The organism is Aestuariibaculum lutulentum, assembly GCF_032926325.1.
Taxonomy (GTDB): Bacteria; Bacteroidota; Bacteroidia; order Flavobacteriales; family Flavobacteriaceae; genus Aestuariibaculum; species Aestuariibaculum lutulentum.
Map to the genome: position 1 here is coordinate 3,314,351 of NZ_CP136709.1, position 15,856 is coordinate 3,330,206.

The window sequence follows — 15,856 nt, forward strand, 5'->3', positions numbered from 1 at the left end:
TCTTAGTTAGTAATTATATTCAACATTTTTTCTGTGGCTTTAATTGCAGATACCGTTTGATCGGAATCTAAACCACGGGTTTTAAATTCATTTTTACCGTTTTTCCAGGTAATAATGGTTTCACACAACGCATCCGAATGACTTCCCGGCGGAATTCTTACCGCATAATCAATTAAATCAGGTAGTTGTTTATCACGTTGTTTATAGATTTTATGCAATGCTTTCATAAACGCATCAAATTGTCCGTCACCAGAAGCGTTTTCCTCATAAGTTTCTCCATCAATAGTAAGAGACACTGTTGTTGATGGTTTTAAGCCCTTAGCATGCGTTAAAACATACGAATTAACCTTAGTGTGTTCTTCGTATGAATAGCTATCTAAAACGTCCGATATGATATAGGGAAGGTCTTCCTTGGTAACCACTTCTTTTTTATCACCCAACTCAATAATACGCTGAGTAACTTTCTTTAAATCCTCGTCATTAAGAGACAAGCCTAATTCCTGTAAATTCTTCTGAATATTAGCTTTCCCCGAGGCTTTTCCAAGCGCATATTTACGTGTTCTCCCAAAACGTTCCGGCATTAAATCGCTGAAATACAGGTTCTTTTTATTGTCACCATCAGCATGAATACCAGCCGTTTGTGTAAATACATTTGCTCCAATTACCGGTTTATTGGCAGGAATCATAATACCAGAAAAGTTTTCGACCAATTTGCTTACCGTAAACAATACCTTCTCGTTTACACCAATTTCAATATTTGGCATAAAATCATTAATCATAGCAATGGTGCTCGCCATTGGTGCGTTACCTGCACGCTCACCCATACCATTTACTGTAAGATGTAAACCATCGGCACCAGCATTTAAAGCAGACATCACATTAGCAACACTTAAATCGTAATCGTTGTGCGCGTGAAAATCGAAATGCAAATCCGGATACTTCTCCTTGATTTCTTTAACGAACTCATACGATTCAGGAGGTGTTAAAATACCTAAGGTATCAGGAAGCATAATACGATCTACATTCTGTGTGCTTAAAAATTCTAAAAATTCAAAAACATAATCCTTGGAATTACGCATACCATTACTCCAATCCTCCAAATAAACATTTGTTTTAATACCTTTAGAAATGGCCAGTGAAATGGTTTCAGAAATTTCTTTAAAATGCTGATCTGCAGTTTTTTTAAGCTGATAAGTTAAATGATTCAATGAACCTTTAGTTAATAGGTTTTGAACCACTGCTCCCGCTTCAATCATCCAATCGATAGAAACACCTTTATCGACAAAGGTTAAGACTTCAACTTGATTTAAATAGTTGTTGTCTTTTGCCCATTTAGTCACGTTTTTAACCGCCTGAAATTCGCCTTCAGACACGCGAGCCGATGCTATTTCAATACGGTCTACTTTTAATTCTTCTAAAAGAAGTTTAGCGATGGTGAGTTTTTCTGAAGCAGAAAACGACACTCCCGAGGTTTGTTCACCATCGCGGAGTGTCGTATCCATTATTTCAATTCTTTTAGACGCCATGTACTATAGTGGTAAAGTTTCAGCAAATGCTTCTATTTCACCTTTCATGCTTTGTAAATAATCGATATCATCAAAGCCATTTTCCATATTCCCTTTTTTGTAGCTATTGATATCAAAAGATTCCTGAGCGCCAGTAGAAAGAATGGTTATGGTCTGTTCTGGAAGATTAATCTCGATTTCCGTTTTAGGGTCGTCGTAAACTGCTGTAAAGATTTGCTCTAAAAATTCCGGAGATACCTGCACAGGTAAAACCCCAATGTTTAAACAGTTATTTTTAAAGATATCAGCAAAGAAACTTGATACCACACAACGGAATCCGTAATCGTAAACCGCCCATGCAGCGTGCTCTCTTGAAGATCCGGAACCAAAGTTCTTTCCTCCTACTAATATTTTACCAGTGTAAATAGGGTTGTTTAAAACGAAATCTTCTTTTGGAGTATTATCTCCATTGTATCGCCAGTCGCGGAATAAGTTATCACCAAATCCTTCACGCTTTGTTGCTTTTAAGAAACGTGCCGGGATGATTTGATCTGTATCTACATTTTCTAACGGTAATGGTACCGCAGTGCTTGTTAGTATATTAAATTTATCGTAAGCCATTTTAATTTTTAATTTTTGTGTTTAATCGTTGATTTAATTGATTTTTAATTCAATGATTATAATAATTCTCTTGGATCGGTTACTACTCCGGTTACAGCAGCTGCAGCAGCTACCAACGGACTAGCTAATAAAGTTCTTGACCCAGGTCCTTGACGTCCTTCAAAGTTTCTGTTCGATGTACTTACCGCATATTTCCCAGCAGGAATCTTATCATCGTTCATCGCTAAACATGCAGAACATCCTGGTTGTCTTAACGTAAATCCAGCCTCAATAATGATATCTAAAATACCTTCTTCTTTAATTTTATCTTCAACTTCGTGCGATCCTGGAACTAACCAAGCCGTTACGTGGTCGGCTTTTTTACGTCCTTTTACAATAGAAGCAAAGGCGCGGAAATCTTCAATACGACCGTTTGTACAACTTCCTAAGAAAACGTAATCGATTTTCTTACCAACCATAGCCTCATCTTCATGGTACCCCATGTAATCTAAAGATTTTTTAAATGTAGCTACACCACCTTCTACAGATTCTGCTGTTGGAATGTGTTTAGAAATACCGATACCCATACCTGGATTGGTTCCGTAGGTAATCATTGGTTCGATATCTTTTGCTTCGATATTGATTTCCTTATCAAAAGTAGACCCTTCGTCCGTTTTTAAAGTTTTCCAATAAGCAACTGCTTTATCCCAATCTTCACCTTTTGGTGATAATGGTTTATCTTTTAAATAATTGAACGTTGTTTCGTCTGGAGCGATCATACCGCCACGAGCACCCATCTCGATAGATAAGTTACACACCGTCATACGGCCTTCCATGGTCATGTTTTCAAAAACATCACCTGCATATTCAACAAAGTAACCTGTTGCCCCAGATGTAGTTAATTGAGAAATAATGTATAAAGCAACATCTTTTGGTGTCACTCCTTTACTTAATTCGCCATTTACGTTAATACGCATTTTTTTAGGCTTAGGCTGCATGATACATTGTGTAGATAATACCATTTCTACTTCTGATGTACCAATACCAAAGGCAATAGCGCCAAACGCACCGTGCGTAGAGGTGTGTGAATCTCCACAAACAATCGTCGCTCCTGGGAATGTAATTCCGTTTTCAGGACCTACAACGTGAACAATACCGTTCTTTTTGTGTCCTAATCCCCAGTGACTAATACCATATTCGTTAGAGTTTTCTTCTAAGGCTTTTAACTGATTTGCAGATAACGGATCTTCTACCGGTAAATGCTGATTAATTGTTGGCGTGTTATGGTCTGCTGTAGCAAACGTACGCTCTGGGTATAATACTTTTAATCCTCTATTTTTTAACCCAAGAAATGCCACAGGACTTGTAACTTCATGAATAAAATGACGGTCTATAAAAAACACATCCGGACCACCTTCAATTTTCCTAACCACATGTGAATCCCATACTTTGTCAAACAATGTCTTGCTCATAATAATATATCTCTAATTTTAGTTTTAAATCTTAGTGAATGATATTGGTTAATGTAGTTCAAATAACCAAGGCAGACAAAGTTAATAAATACTCTAATTTTTTCAGCATTTACCAATACATATGGCGCTTCGTTGTGATATTTTTATAGGATTATTAGCGAAGCTGAAAAAAATCGATAATTTTCTAACAGAATCGTAAAATTGCTTTAAAATTTTAAAGCGCCACAATCCGTAATCTACTTCAACCTGTCAGCTACATATTCTACTTCGGTCTTTCCATGTGGTTTTGCCTTGCCGTCTGGCCCTAAATTTACCATGACTATACTGGAAATAGTAATTATGGTTTCATGGGTCATTTTATTACGAACCTCACAACATAAGACTAAGGAGGCTTTACCGAATTTCACGACTTCCATACCTATTTCAACAATATCACCTTGCTTTGCCGAAGCTTTAAAGTCGATTTCACTCATGTATTTAGTAACCACTTTTTGGTTTTCCAACTGAATGATAGTATATAAAGCAGCTTCTTCGTCTATCCATTCTAAAAGACGCCCTCCAAACAAGGTGCCATTTGCATTTAAGTCTTCGGGTTTAACCCATTTTCTAGTGTGAAATTTCATAATTATATATTTTTAAAGTTAGAATAACGACTGCTGGTCATTGTCATTAGGAATTTTCAAATTGTATCCCAATTCTGAATTCAGCTTTTTAATAAAATAAGCCGATAACAAAGGGGATTCTTTTTCGATGTTCTGATGAATAAAAAAATCTATTTCTTTTATTCCTTGCTCTGTCCAAAGTTTCAAACGTTCTATCCAGTCATCTAAACGTGCGTAATCACTTGGATGATTTGCTCCAACATAACGCACAAAAGCTGTGGCATTGGTTAAACGCATATGTATTAAATCGCGTCTTCCCGCAGTATCGACAATGACATTTGAAATATTATTTGCTTCAAGCAATTGGTATAATTCATCAGCAACTCCATTATCGTTATACCAATCTGTATGTCTGAACTCCATTGCTAATGGTATTTCCCTAGGCCAGGTTTCAGCAAATTTCACAACCCTATCAAAATCTTTAGGCGCAAAATTATTATGCATTTGTAAAAATATGGTTCCTAATTTTTCTTTCAGATTCGCCGCATTAATTAGATAATGATTAACCACATCTGTGGTTTCCTGCAAACGTTTCCAATGGCTAATCTCTTGATTTAGCTTTGGGAAGAACTTAAAATTATCCGGTGTTTTATTATACCAGGTTTCAAATTGTTCCGCTGGAAATATTCTGTAAAACGTAGCGTTTAGCTCAATTGAATTAAACTGAGACGAATAATATGCTAATTCATCCTTGGTGCCCCGCGGATAAAAGCCTTTCAAATCGGCTCTATTCCATTTGGCACAGCCTACATAAATTTCAGGAATATTATTGTCTTTAAATTTCTCTAAAGTTTTCTTAGTTTCCGGATGGTCCGGAGGTAAAGTAAAGTCAATATCCTGTGGATTTTCAACACTTCCAAACTTCATTTTTTCTTCTTAAATCAATTTTAGAATAAAGATAAAAAGATCATTTGTTAATAAAGTCGTTAACAATTATAATTTACTATACAAAATCAAGCTTTTTAATTTTATAGTTTTAGTAAAACTCTTATAATTATGGATACTAGACAGATTAACTTGACAAAAATTCGTCCTGAATTTAAAACCACTACAATTAACGACAATATGAGTAGTGACGAACGTTTTCAGAATTTAGTATTGCGCCCTATTGTGAAATTTCAGAACAATTTACTAAACGAAGTTTTCCTGAATTATGTTGGCAAACATAAAAATGTGTTTTACAGCTTGTCGATTGAAAAGCGTATTGATTACATTGAAAATGCCATTATTAAGGATATGAAATTTAGGAACTCCTTAAAAGGAATGATTATTGGTTTGTTTACGGTTGAAGAATATGTAATCTATATTCAAAATTCGTCTGCATTAAATAAACGCATGATGAATTTGGTAAGACAACGCCTAATTGACAATGTTCAACTTTTTGAAAAACCAGAAATTCTAAAAGCTATTTAAAGCAAACTTTCCCCGTTTAAATTAGTAGTAAGCACATCGCTCATATAATTAAAATATGGGCGAATAGCTTTAAATGCCAAGCCAATATCATCTATAAAACCTTCGTCTAAAACTTGTGCGTCAGCATATTTTCTAATAAATATATATTGTTTTTTCTTTATTAAATCGATGTTTTCATGATCTTTGCTGAAACCTTTAGGTGCAGTTTTGACTTCATCTCCAACAAGCGCTCCCCAAATATTTTTAAAATTTTCGTCTTTTAAAATAGCTCTCATCTCACTGGCATCCATTTCAAACTCCTTGCGAATACGCAGTAAATCTGCTGGGTTTGGCTCCCAAAATCCTGTAGCTATAAAACTTTCGTTGTTAGGCTGAATATGAATATAATACCCACCTCTCAACTGTGGTTTCACTCTATGAAATGTACCTCCAAAATGTGTTTTATATGGCAATTTGTTTTTAGAAAAACGCACATCGCGATAGATACGGAAGATTTTTAGTTTATCAACCTCGTCGTATGTTTTTAACTTTTCTAAAACGCTATTGTAAAACCCCTTAATATCTTTCTCGACCGCTTTAAATTCCTTTTTGTGTTCATTAAACCAATCTCTGTTATTGTTTTGCTCTAACTGTTTAAAAAACTTAAATACGTTTGCAGATACGGTTTTCATATAGATTGGTTTTTAATTAGAAGTCTAAATTACAAAAGGAGTTTCGTTATTCAAATTCTATATTATTTAGAATCAGCCCTGATGCTGGAGCGATATATTCCATTTTCACAAAAACATCTTGTTGTAAACTGTATTTTATATCTTCCAGGGTTAATTTACCTTTTCCTAAATCGATTAAAGTTCCCATCATGAGTCGGATTTGATTACGCATAAATCCTTTTCCTTTTACTCGTAATACATACGATTGCTTTGGGAAATAATTGGCGGTATAAATATTGTTTTCTACAATTTCACAGGTGATGATTTCACGATTATAAATTCCGTTATCAGTTGGTTTAAAGCAATACGATTTAAAGTAATGTTCCCCTTGAAACAGTTTTGCACCTTCCTTCATTAATTCAATATCTAAATCATCAAGAATAGTTGTCATGATTGGCGCGCAAAACGGATGACATTTTTCTCCAAACGTAAACAGATATAGGTATTCCTTTGTTTTTGAATGATTGATGATATTAAATTTAGCATCAACTTCCGTAATATCTAAAGCACGAATATCTTGTGGTAAATTATAATTAAACAAATTTAAGAACACTTGCATGTCTTCCAAAGGTTCAGCTAAAAATAATTCGAATTTGGCACATTCCGCAGACACCATGGCATCGGTTCTACCTGAGCTTAAACTTTTAAAGGTTTTACCTTCTAAAATAAAATTCAAAGTGCGATCAACCATTAAATGCAGGGTTTTTACATCTGGTTGTTTTTGCCAGCCGTGAAATCTATAACCCAAATATTGAATGGTGATAACGTAAAAATGCTTTTTCATTATTGTATTTAATCCGCAAGCAAAGTAAACTTATTTTATTAGTTATGGCAAAATTTTTCTAAATTGTATAGTGTAAATACTAACTAACAAACCGATTATTATGACAAATTTAAAACAAAAGCCTCCTTTCTGGTTTTGGGTGGTGAGTGTTATTGCCCTTTTATGGAATCTAATGGGTGTTGATCAATATATTGGTCAGGCTTACAAAACAGACCGCTGGAAAGCATCAATGACTTCAGAACAAATAGAATTAGCATCCACACTACCTTCATGGTTAACAGCTGCATTTGCAATCGCCGTATTCACAGCAGCAATTGGCAGTATGGGTTTACTATTAAGAAAAAAAGCTTCTTATTCGTTACTTGTAATTTCTTTAATTGCAGTAGTTATTCAAATGGGGTATTTTCTAATCAACGGCTACACAGACCACATAGGCATGACGATTAGTATTATTGCTTTTGCCGTATTTTTGGTTTGGTTTGCTAAAAAATCCATTTCAAAACATTGGATTGTTTAATCAAGAATCTCAATAAATAAAAAAGGCATTAGAAATTCTAATGCCTTTTTTATTTTATTTATGTCTGCCTTTTAATTCCGCTTCAATATCTTTTAAAGTGAAACCTTTAGCCTGTAGCAACATAAGGTAATGAAATAATAAATCTGCTGATTCATATAAGAATAATTCATCATTATTATCCATAGCTTCAATTACCGTTTCTACAGCCTCCTCTCCTACTTTTTGAGCTACTTTATTGATGCCTTTGGCAAATAAGCTTGCTACATACGATTTGCTGGTGTCTTTGTTTTCAACGCGCTCTTTAATCACATCTTCCAGAGTTGAAAAAAATCCGTAAGAAGACTGATTTTCTTCTCCCCAACAGTTATCTGTTCCTTTGTGGCAAGTTGGTCCATCAGGATTCACTTGAACCAACAAGGTATCATTATCACAGTCGTTCTTAATAGAAACAAGGTTTAAAAAATTACCGCTTTCTTCTCCTTTCGTCCAAAGGCGTTGCTTACTTCTACTAAAAAACGTAACCTTTTGAGTTTCTAAAGTCTTTTGATAAGCCGCTTCATTCATATACCCCAACATCAACACCGTTTTTGTTGTAGCATCTTGAATAATAGCTGGAACTAGTCCGTTATCATCATATTTTATAGTCATAATCGCACTTCTATATTATGCTTTTTCAATTCTTTTTTTAATTCCGGGATTGGGATTTCTCCAAAGTGAAACACACTGGCAGCCAAAGCGGCATCGGCTTTCCCTTCGGTAAACGTATCTACAAAATGCTGTACATTTCCAGCGCCTCCAGAAGCAATAATCGGGATGTTTAATTCCTCAGAAAGTCGAGCTAAAGCTTCATTTGCAAATCCGTTTTTGGTACCGTCGTGATCCATAGATGTAAATAAAATTTCACCAGCACCGCGATCTTCAACTTCCTTAGCCCATTCAAATAAATCGATATCTGTTGGAATACTCCCGCCAGCCAAATGTACTTTCCAATTCCCATCAATCTGTTTAGCATCAATAGCCACTACCACACACTGACTCCCAAATTTATCGGCTAATTCATTAACCAGTTCCGGGCGTTTAACTGCTGAAGAGTTAATAGACACCTTATCAGCGCCACACTGAAGCAAAGCATCTACGTGTTCTACCGAAGAAATTCCGCCGCCAACGGTAAATGGAATATTTACTTGTTCGGCAACACGCAACACCATGTCTAAGGTTGTAGCACGACCTTCTAACGTCGCTGCAATATCTAAAAACACCAATTCATCAGCGCCAACTTCGGCATATTGTTTCGCTAATTCCACTGGATCACCAGCATCACGTAAATCAACAAAATTCACGCCTTTTACGGTACGTCCGTTTTTAATGTCCAAACAAGGAACTATTCGTTTTGTTAGCATACTATATAAATTTTTCGAGTTGTTTTAAGGTGATTCTGTTTTCGTAAATCGCCTTACCAATAATAACACCTTCGCAACCCAATTCTTTTAAAACCGGCAATTCATCAATAATTGAAATACCTCCTGAAGCAATTAATTTAACTGATTGACCGTTACTCGCGCTTGAACACTCAGTAATAATTTCTTTATATAAATCTACTGAAGGGCCCTGCAGCATGCCGTCTTTGGAAATATCTGTACAAATCACATATTGAATGCCCTTTTTCTGATAACCTTTTATAAACGGAATTAACTCTTCCTGACTATCTTCCTGCCATCCGCTAATCGCTATTTTTCCCGCATTACTGTCGGCACCCAGAATAATTTTTTCAGATCCGTATTTTGAAATCCAACCTTCAAAAGTCTTAGCGTCCTTTACTGCAATGCTGCCTCCTGTAATTTGTCGAGCTCCTGAATTAAAGGCAATGTGTAAATCTTCATTGGTTTTTAATCCGCCGCCAAAATCTACCTTTAACTTGGTTTTTGATGCAATTTGCTCTAAAACCTTGTAATTAACGATGTGTTGGGCTTTTGCGCCATCTAAATCGACCAAATGCAAATACTGAATACCTGCATCTTCAAACATTTTAGCAACTTCTAACGGACTCTCGTTGTATACTTTTTTTGTGTCGTAATCGCCTTTGGTTAGACGGACACATTTCCCATCTATAATATCTATGGCTGGTATAATTCTCATGTTATAGCTCTAAAAAGTTTTTTAAAATTTGTTCTCCCGCTAAGCTACTCTTTTCCGGGTGAAACTGCACGCCGTAAAAGTTTTTATGTTGCAAAGCCGAAGCATAGTTTAATCCGTAATCTGTGGTTGCGATGGTTTCAGGGCAATGCTCAGCATAATAACTATGTACGAGATACATGTATTCCTTTTCTTTAACATCTTTAAATAGATTTGATTTCAGCTCTTTAATGACATTCCAGCCCATTTGAGGCACTTTAACGGAGTTATCAAAACGTTTTACTACCGTTTTAAATACACCAAGCCCCTTGGTATTTCCTTCTTCGGTGAATTCACAAAGTAGTTGCATCCCTAAGCAAATCCCTAAAACCGGTTGTTTTAATTTCGGAATAAGTTTATCTAATCCGGATTCTTCCAGCATTGCCATAGCACTACTGGCCTCACCTACACCAGGAAATATGATTTTATCGGCAGCAAGAATTTCTTCTGGGTCGTTTGATAGCACAGCATCAACACCCAGACGCTTAAAAGCAAACTGAATACTTTTAATATTTCCTGCTCCGTAATTTATAATAACTAGTTTCATTTATAACATTCCTTTTGTTGATGGTAAAAACATTTTATTAGAATCTCGTTTTACCGCCATTTTCATCGCTTTAGCAAAGGCTTTAAAAATACCTTCGATTTTGTGATGTTCGTTTACACCTTCGGCTTTTACATTTAAATTACATTTAGCACCATCGGTAAACGATTTAAACAAGTGAAAGAACATTTCGGTTGGCAGATCGCCGATTTTTTCACGTTTAAATTCGGCATCCCATTCTAACCAGTTACGACCGCCAAAATCTACAGCTACCTGAGCTAAACAATCGTCCATTGGCAAACAAAACCCGTAACGTTCAATACCTAATTTATTACCAAGAGCTTTACTAAACACTTCCCCTAAAGCAATCATAGTGTCTTCGATAGTATGGTGTTCATCAACCTCTAAATCACCATCAACTTTAATGGTTAAGTCCATAGCGCCGTGACGACCAATCTGATCTAACATATGATCGAAGAAAGATAACCCTGTATTGATATCATTTTTGCCAGAACCGTCTAAATTCAGCTTGATATAAATTTTGGTTTCGTTTGTATTTCTGGTGATTTCAGAAACGCGGTCTTTCAGTTTTAAAAACTCGTAGATTTCTTTCCAGTCAGTCGATGTTAATGCAATAGCGTCGTAGATTTCCTGCTTAGAAGTTTCAATTTCATCAGCACCCAAATTTGGATCTTCAGATAAGTAAATCCCTTTTGCTCCAAGATTCTTTGCCAATTCCATATCGGTAATACGATCACCTAATACAAAAGAATTTTCTAAATCGTAATCTTCAGAAAAATATTTGGTTAATAAACCTGTTCTAGGTTTACGTGTTGGTGCATTTTCATGCGGAAAGGTTTTATCGATGTGAATCCCTGCAAACTTCACACCTTCCTTTTCAAAGGCACTAATAATTTTGTTTTGAGCCGGCCAAAAAGTGTTTTCAGGAAACGAATCGGTTCCTAAACCATCCTGATTGGTTACCATAACCAGTTCGTAATCTAATTCGCTGGCAATTTTAGCCATATATTGAAATACTTTGGGATAGAACTCCAATTTCTCTAAACTATCTAACTGATAATCTACGGGTGGTTCTAACACTAATGTACCATCGCGGTCTATAAATAATACTTTTTTCATTATATAGATTTTAAGGTATCTATTAATATTTTGTTTTCTGTTGAAGTGCCTACGGTAAGTCGTAAGGTGTTTTCGCAACCCGGTTGCGTGGTTCGGTTTCTAATAACGATGCCTTTTTCAATGAGCTGATTATAACGTTTATTGGCATCATCAACTTTTACCAATACAAAATTGGCATCAGTTGGGTAAATTTTAGAAATGTAATTCACCAATGTTAAAGCTTCGACTAACTTCTCTCGTTCTGAAAGAATATCCTGAATTTGATTTTGTGCTAAATCTTTAACACCTAATAATTCAATGGCTTTCTTTTGCGTGAGTTCATTGATGTTATATGGTGGTTTTATGGCGTTTAATACCGAAATAATTTCAGTTGACGCATAACAAATTCCCAAACGAATACCAGCCATAGCGTAGGCTTTAGAGACAGTTTGAGTCACAATTAAATTAGGAAAGTATTCTAGTTTAGAGACCCAGCTTTCTTCTTTTGAAAAGTCGATATAAGCTTCGTCAATTACCACAATACCTTTAAATTCTGAAACCAATCTTTCAATAGCTTTGGCATTAAAACTGTTTCCTGATGGATTGTTTGGAGAACAAATAAATAACAGTTTACTATTATCATCAACAACACTTAAAATCTCATCGACTTTAGGTTGAAAATTTTCATCTAAGTTAACCTTCTTAATGCTAATCGCATTTAAATTGGCCAATACCTCATACATCCCGTATGTTGGCGGTAAGGTGATAACATTATCCTGGTTGGGCTCACAAAACGCACGGTAGATTAAATCTAAAACTTCATCACTACCATTTCCAAACATGATATTTTGCGTTGGCACACCTTTAATATCTGACCAAAGTGATTTTAAAGTGCGTTGTAACGGATCTGGATACCGGTTAACCCCGTTCTCGAACGGATTTTCATTAGCATCTAAAAACACCATATTATCGGTAGCACCCTGAAACTCATCACGCGCAGAAGAATACGGCTTTAATGCCTTAATGGTGGGCCTTAATAAATCTTTTATATCCATTATTCAATATCCTTTAATCGAATTGACACTGCATTTTTATGGGCTTGCAATCCTTCAGCTTCCGCCATTTGTTCAATAGTGTTACCTATATTCAACAAGCCTTCCTTAGAAATCTTTTGAAAAGACATACTTTTTTGAAAACTATCTAAATTCACACCAGAATACGCTTTTGAAAACCCATTTGTCGGCAAAGTATGATTCGTTCCAGAAGCATAATCACCGGCGCTTTCAGGGGTATAATCACCAATAAAAATAGAGCCTGCATTGACAATACCATTTACATAAAAATCTTCATTTTTAGCACAGATAATAAAGTGTTCCGGGCCGTATTCATTGATTAATTCTAAAGCCAATTCGTCAGTTTCAACATAAATTAGTTTAGAATTCGCTATAGCTTTTTCAGCAATCGCTTTACGCGGAAGAACCTCTAATTGTTTTTCAACTTCCTCAGATACTTTTTGAACCACATTTTTAGAAGTTGACACTAAAATCACCTGGCTATCGGCGCCGTGCTCTGCCTGACTAAGGAGATCTGAAGCAATATAGGCTGGATTCCCGGTGTCATCGGCCACCACCAATAATTCACTTGGTCCTGCAGGCATATCGATAGCCACGCCAAATTTTGTCGCCAATTGCTTAGCTACAGTTACAAACTGATTCCCTGGTCCGAAAATTTTATAAACCTTAGGGATAATTTCTGTACCGAAAGTTAATCCAGCAATTGCTTGAATACCTCCAACTTTTATAATTTTAGTGACCCCACAAAGCTGTGCTGCAAATAGAATTTCGTTTGCCAATTGCCCTTCTTTGTTTGGAGGAGAACATAAAACAATTTCCTTGCATCCAGCGATTTGCGCAGGCACAGCCAACATTAAAACCGTTGAAAATAAAGGTGCCGTTCCTCCTGGAATGTATAATCCCACTTTGTCAATGGGACGTTTTTCCTGCCAGCAAACGACTCCGTTAGTGGTTTCAACTTTAACTCTTGAAGTTTTTTGAGCGCTGTGAAAAGTCTCTATATTCTGTTTTGCCTGAGTTATGGCTTTTTTTAAATCTTCTGAAACTCTATCGACAGCCAATTGAATTTCTTCAGCAGACACGATATTCATTTCTAAATCAACTTGATCAAACTGAAGCGTGTAATTTTTAATAGCTTTATCACCTTCCTTTTTAACTTCATTGAATATTTTATTGACGGTAGCTTCAATGTCGTCGACAGTTTGCGTAGGTCGCTTCAAGACTTCTGCCCATTCCGATTGTTTAGGATTATTAATTATCTGCATATCATCAAAAAATTAAAGAACCATTTTTTCAATAGGACATACTAAAATACCTTGGGCGCCCTTGTCTTTCAATTCATCAATAACATCCCAGAATTCGTTTTTACTGATTACTGAGTGGACCGAACTCCAGCCTTCCTGAGCCAAAGGCAAAACCGTTGGACTCTTCATTCCTGGTAAGACATTAATGATATCCTGAATTTTATCGTTAGGTGCATTCAATAATACATATTTAGATTCTCTTCCTTTTAAAACCGATTGGATTCTAAACTGGATTTTATCTAAAATAGCTTGTTTTTCCTTATTTAAAACAGGCGAAACCGCTAAAACAGCTTCCGACCTTAACAGCGTTTCAACTTCCTTTAAGTTGTTCTTAAACAAGGTGCTTCCACTAGAAACAATATCACAAATAGCTTCAGAGAGCCCTATGTTTGGTGCAATTTCAACCGACCCGTTAATAATGTGAATGTTTGCAGAAACCCCTTTAGTATCAAGATATTTTTGTACTGTATTCGGGTAGGATGTCGCAATGCGCTTACCTTCTAAATCCGTAAGCCCGTTATATTTCATAGATTTTGGCACAGCAATACAAACACGACAAGATGAAAACCCTAATTTTTCGGCAATGCCAATATCTTCACCCTTTTCAATTAGAACATTTTCTCCAATAATCGCGGCATCAACAACACCATCTTTAAGATATTGAGGGATATCGCCATTTCTTAAATAAAACACTTCGACAGGGAAGTTTCTGGCAGAAGCCTTTAATTGATCTTTTCCGTTATCGATAGATATACCGATATTTTTTAACAATTCCATGGATTCGTCGTGTAAACGACCAGCTTTTTGTACTGCAATTCGTAATTTACTCATTAGTTCATTTCGGTTTATATGAGTTTGAAACAATTAGTTGGTTTAGAAATAAAAAAACCCGCTTGATTGTCTCAAACGGGTTTTAAAATATGTTGAATTTATTCAATACATTTTCACTTCGCTTGAGGGCAAATTTGAAAATGATGATGATGTGCTTGAATAAATGTCATTTGTTCTATTTCTGTTTCACAAATATTTAAAATAAAAACGTTTAATTCCAAATAATGCTGTTATTTTTTTAAAGTATTTAACATTTAAAAGTTTTAACTCAATTCTGTTAACTAAAATTCAATATTTAAATACAAAGCTAAATAATCTATTAATCGACTGTTTATTGGTTTCCTAAAATAATAGGCATACCACTATCTCCCGAACCAATAACAATCACTTTGCTATTTGGTGATTCTGATAATTTAACCGTCGCCTCAATACCTTTATCCAGAAGGATTTTATCGGTTAACGAAGCGCTTAGAATTTTATTAGCATCAGCTTTACCTTGCGCTTCAATAATCACTTTTTCAGCTTCTTTTTGAGCAGTCACTAATCTAAACTCATACTCTAATGACTCCTGTTCTTGTTTCAGTTTGCGCTCAATAGCATCTTTAATAGTAGGCGGTAAAGTCACATCTCTCACCAACACTTCATTTAACTGAATGTATTGATCCTCAACAATTTTTTGAGTTTCTTCAAAGATTTCCTGCTGAATGGCATCACGCTTACTAGAATATAATTGCTCAGGGGTATAACGGCCAACTACACTACGTGCCGCAGAACGAATTGCCGGAAGCAGCACGCGATCGATATACTGCTCACTTTTCTCCTGATGGAGTTTTCCTAACTGATCGTATTTAGGCTGAAACCAAACCGAAGCTTCCAGTTTAATATCTAATCCGTTTGAGGATAATACATTCATTTTTTCTAATTTCTCCTGCTGACGCACTTCATAAACAAACACTTTATTCCAAGGTGCCACAATATGAAATCCTTCACTTAACGGTGGCTCATCGGTTACAACACCACCTCCAAAGGTTCTGTACAAAACACCTGCTTCACCAGAACCAATAGTCACAGCTGATTTTGACAATAAAACAATTAAAACTACTGCAACAATAATTACAGGAAATGCAATTTTTGGTAATTTTTCCATCTA

At 35.7% G+C, this 15,856-nt stretch carries 18 protein-coding genes; 2 read left to right on the plus strand and 16 right to left on the minus strand.

Annotation, left to right across the window (positions count from 1 at the left end):
* Positions 1 to 2: 2 nt before the first annotated feature.
* The 5 genes from R1X58_RS14050 to R1X58_RS14070 form a co-directional block, all read right to left on the minus strand.
* Complete coding sequence (locus R1X58_RS14050) at positions 3 to 1,526, minus strand: alpha-isopropylmalate synthase regulatory domain-containing protein (RefSeq protein WP_240574967.1); 1,524 nt, start codon at positions 1,524 to 1,526, stop codon at positions 3 to 5.
* Between the two features lie 3 nt (positions 1,527 to 1,529).
* Positions 1,530 to 2,126, minus strand: a complete 597-nt coding sequence (gene leuD, locus R1X58_RS14055) for a 3-isopropylmalate dehydratase small subunit (protein WP_240574968.1) — start codon at positions 2,124 to 2,126, stop codon at positions 1,530 to 1,532.
* Positions 2,127 to 2,182: 56 nt separating this feature from the next.
* The gene (leuC, locus tag R1X58_RS14060) at positions 2,183 to 3,577 is read right to left on the minus strand and encodes a 3-isopropylmalate dehydratase large subunit (protein WP_240574969.1); all 1,395 of its coding nucleotides are present in this window, start codon (positions 3,575 to 3,577) and stop codon (positions 2,183 to 2,185) included.
* A 236-nt stretch (positions 3,578 to 3,813) separates the two neighbouring features.
* Positions 3,814 to 4,200 (minus strand): acyl-CoA thioesterase, encoded by a 387-nt coding sequence (locus tag R1X58_RS14065; RefSeq protein ID WP_240574970.1) that lies wholly within the window; start codon positions 4,198 to 4,200, stop codon positions 3,814 to 3,816.
* Between the two features lie 18 nt (positions 4,201 to 4,218).
* Positions 4,219 to 5,106: a DUF72 domain-containing protein gene (locus R1X58_RS14070; protein WP_240574971.1), complete on the minus strand. Its 888-nt coding sequence runs from the start codon at positions 5,104 to 5,106 to the stop codon at positions 4,219 to 4,221.
* A gap of 129 nt (positions 5,107 to 5,235) precedes the next feature.
* Here R1X58_RS14070 and R1X58_RS14075 point away from each other — a divergent pair, with 129 nt between their 5' ends.
* Entirely contained in the window at positions 5,236 to 5,652 is a 417-nt protein-coding gene (locus R1X58_RS14075; RefSeq protein WP_240574972.1) for a glyoxalase, read from the plus strand.
* Here the strand turns inward: R1X58_RS14075 and R1X58_RS14080 are convergent.
* Together R1X58_RS14080 and R1X58_RS14085 are read right to left on the minus strand one after the other, a co-directional pair.
* Positions 5,649 to 6,323, minus strand: a complete 675-nt coding sequence (locus tag R1X58_RS14080; RefSeq protein ID WP_240574973.1) for a DUF2461 domain-containing protein — start codon at positions 6,321 to 6,323, stop codon at positions 5,649 to 5,651. The genes R1X58_RS14075 and R1X58_RS14080 overlap by 4 nt on opposite strands.
* Before the next feature lie 46 nt (positions 6,324 to 6,369).
* Positions 6,370 to 7,146, minus strand: a complete 777-nt coding sequence (locus tag R1X58_RS14085; RefSeq protein WP_240574974.1) for a tRNA pseudouridine synthase A — start codon at positions 7,144 to 7,146, stop codon at positions 6,370 to 6,372.
* Positions 7,147 to 7,246: 100 nt separating this feature from the next.
* Between R1X58_RS14085 and R1X58_RS14090 the strand changes: the two genes are divergently transcribed.
* Positions 7,247 to 7,663: a hypothetical protein gene (locus R1X58_RS14090; protein WP_240574975.1), complete on the plus strand. Its 417-nt coding sequence runs from the start codon at positions 7,247 to 7,249 to the stop codon at positions 7,661 to 7,663.
* A gap of 54 nt (positions 7,664 to 7,717) precedes the next feature.
* Here the strand turns inward: R1X58_RS14090 and hisIE are convergent, their stop codons facing one another.
* The 9 genes from hisIE to R1X58_RS14135 form a co-directional block, all read right to left on the minus strand.
* Positions 7,718 to 8,311 (minus strand): bifunctional phosphoribosyl-AMP cyclohydrolase/phosphoribosyl-ATP diphosphatase HisIE, encoded by a 594-nt coding sequence (gene hisIE, locus R1X58_RS14095; RefSeq protein WP_240574976.1) that lies wholly within the window; start codon positions 8,309 to 8,311, stop codon positions 7,718 to 7,720.
* Positions 8,308 to 9,063 (minus strand): imidazole glycerol phosphate synthase subunit HisF, encoded by a 756-nt coding sequence (gene hisF / locus R1X58_RS14100; RefSeq protein ID WP_240574977.1) that lies wholly within the window; start codon positions 9,061 to 9,063, stop codon positions 8,308 to 8,310. The genes hisIE and hisF overlap by 4 nt, the downstream gene beginning before the upstream one ends.
* A gap of 1 nt (position 9,064) precedes the next feature.
* The gene (gene hisA / locus R1X58_RS14105; RefSeq protein WP_240574978.1) at positions 9,065 to 9,799 is read right to left on the minus strand and encodes a 1-(5-phosphoribosyl)-5-[(5-phosphoribosylamino)methylideneamino]imidazole-4-carboxamide isomerase; all 735 of its coding nucleotides are present in this window, start codon (positions 9,797 to 9,799) and stop codon (positions 9,065 to 9,067) included.
* A 1-nt stretch (position 9,800) separates the two neighbouring features.
* Positions 9,801 to 10,382, minus strand: coding sequence for an imidazole glycerol phosphate synthase subunit HisH (gene hisH / locus R1X58_RS14110; protein ID WP_240574979.1), 582 nt, complete (start codon positions 10,380 to 10,382; stop codon positions 9,801 to 9,803).
* Positions 10,383 to 11,519: a bifunctional histidinol-phosphatase/imidazoleglycerol-phosphate dehydratase HisB gene (hisB, locus tag R1X58_RS14115; protein WP_240574980.1), complete on the minus strand. Its 1,137-nt coding sequence runs from the start codon at positions 11,517 to 11,519 to the stop codon at positions 10,383 to 10,385. It abuts the gene before it with no gap.
* Positions 11,519 to 12,553, minus strand: a complete 1,035-nt coding sequence (hisC, locus tag R1X58_RS14120) for a histidinol-phosphate transaminase (protein ID WP_240574981.1) — start codon at positions 12,551 to 12,553, stop codon at positions 11,519 to 11,521. Before hisC ends, hisB begins: the two co-directional genes overlap by 1 nt.
* Positions 12,553 to 13,836 (minus strand): histidinol dehydrogenase, encoded by a 1,284-nt coding sequence (gene hisD / locus R1X58_RS14125; RefSeq protein WP_240574982.1) that lies wholly within the window; start codon positions 13,834 to 13,836, stop codon positions 12,553 to 12,555. Before hisD ends, hisC begins: the two co-directional genes overlap by 1 nt.
* 12 nt (positions 13,837 to 13,848) lie before the next feature.
* On the minus strand, positions 13,849 to 14,706 hold the full coding sequence (hisG, locus tag R1X58_RS14130) for an ATP phosphoribosyltransferase (RefSeq protein ID WP_240574983.1): 858 nt from the start codon (positions 14,704 to 14,706) through the stop codon (positions 13,849 to 13,851).
* A gap of 331 nt (positions 14,707 to 15,037) precedes the next feature.
* Positions 15,038 to 15,853, minus strand: coding sequence for a prohibitin family protein (locus R1X58_RS14135; protein ID WP_240574984.1), 816 nt, complete (start codon positions 15,851 to 15,853; stop codon positions 15,038 to 15,040).
* Positions 15,854 to 15,856 lie beyond the last annotated feature (3 nt).

Bases quoted from the DNA above. Each gene is read 5' to 3' on its own strand.
- R1X58_RS14050 (WP_240574967.1), bottom strand. From the start codon at position 1,526: ATGGCGTCTAAAAGAATTGAAATAATGGATACGACACTCCGCGATGGT.
- leuD (WP_240574968.1), bottom strand. From the start codon at position 2,126: ATGGCTTACGATAAATTTAATATACTAACAAGCACTGCGGTACCATTA.
- leuC (WP_240574969.1), bottom strand. From the start codon at position 3,577: ATGAGCAAGACATTGTTTGACAAAGTATGGGATTCACATGTGGTTAGG.
- R1X58_RS14065 (WP_240574970.1), bottom strand. From the start codon at position 4,200: ATGAAATTTCACACTAGAAAATGGGTTAAACCCGAAGACTTAAATGCA.
- R1X58_RS14070 (WP_240574971.1), bottom strand. From the start codon at position 5,106: ATGAAGTTTGGAAGTGTTGAAAATCCACAGGATATTGACTTTACTTTA.
- R1X58_RS14075 (WP_240574972.1), top strand. From the start codon at position 5,236: ATGGATACTAGACAGATTAACTTGACAAAAATTCGTCCTGAATTTAAA.
- R1X58_RS14080 (WP_240574973.1), bottom strand. From the start codon at position 6,323: ATGAAAACCGTATCTGCAAACGTATTTAAGTTTTTTAAACAGTTAGAG.
- R1X58_RS14085 (WP_240574974.1), bottom strand. From the start codon at position 7,146: ATGAAAAAGCATTTTTACGTTATCACCATTCAATATTTGGGTTATAGA.
- R1X58_RS14090 (WP_240574975.1), top strand. From the start codon at position 7,247: ATGACAAATTTAAAACAAAAGCCTCCTTTCTGGTTTTGGGTGGTGAGT.
- hisIE (WP_240574976.1), bottom strand. From the start codon at position 8,311: ATGACTATAAAATATGATGATAACGGACTAGTTCCAGCTATTATTCAA.
- hisF (WP_240574977.1), bottom strand. From the start codon at position 9,063: ATGCTAACAAAACGAATAGTTCCTTGTTTGGACATTAAAAACGGACGT.
- hisA (WP_240574978.1), bottom strand. From the start codon at position 9,799: ATGAGAATTATACCAGCCATAGATATTATAGATGGGAAATGTGTCCGT.
- hisH (WP_240574979.1), bottom strand. From the start codon at position 10,382: ATGAAACTAGTTATTATAAATTACGGAGCAGGAAATATTAAAAGTATT.
- hisB (WP_240574980.1), bottom strand. From the start codon at position 11,519: ATGAAAAAAGTATTATTTATAGACCGCGATGGTACATTAGTGTTAGAA.
- hisC (WP_240574981.1), bottom strand. From the start codon at position 12,553: ATGGATATAAAAGATTTATTAAGGCCCACCATTAAGGCATTAAAGCCG.
- hisD (WP_240574982.1), bottom strand. From the start codon at position 13,836: ATGCAGATAATTAATAATCCTAAACAATCGGAATGGGCAGAAGTCTTG.
- hisG (WP_240574983.1), bottom strand. From the start codon at position 14,706: ATGAGTAAATTACGAATTGCAGTACAAAAAGCTGGTCGTTTACACGAC.
- R1X58_RS14135 (WP_240574984.1), bottom strand. From the start codon at position 15,853: ATGGAAAAATTACCAAAAATTGCATTTCCTGTAATTATTGTTGCAGTA.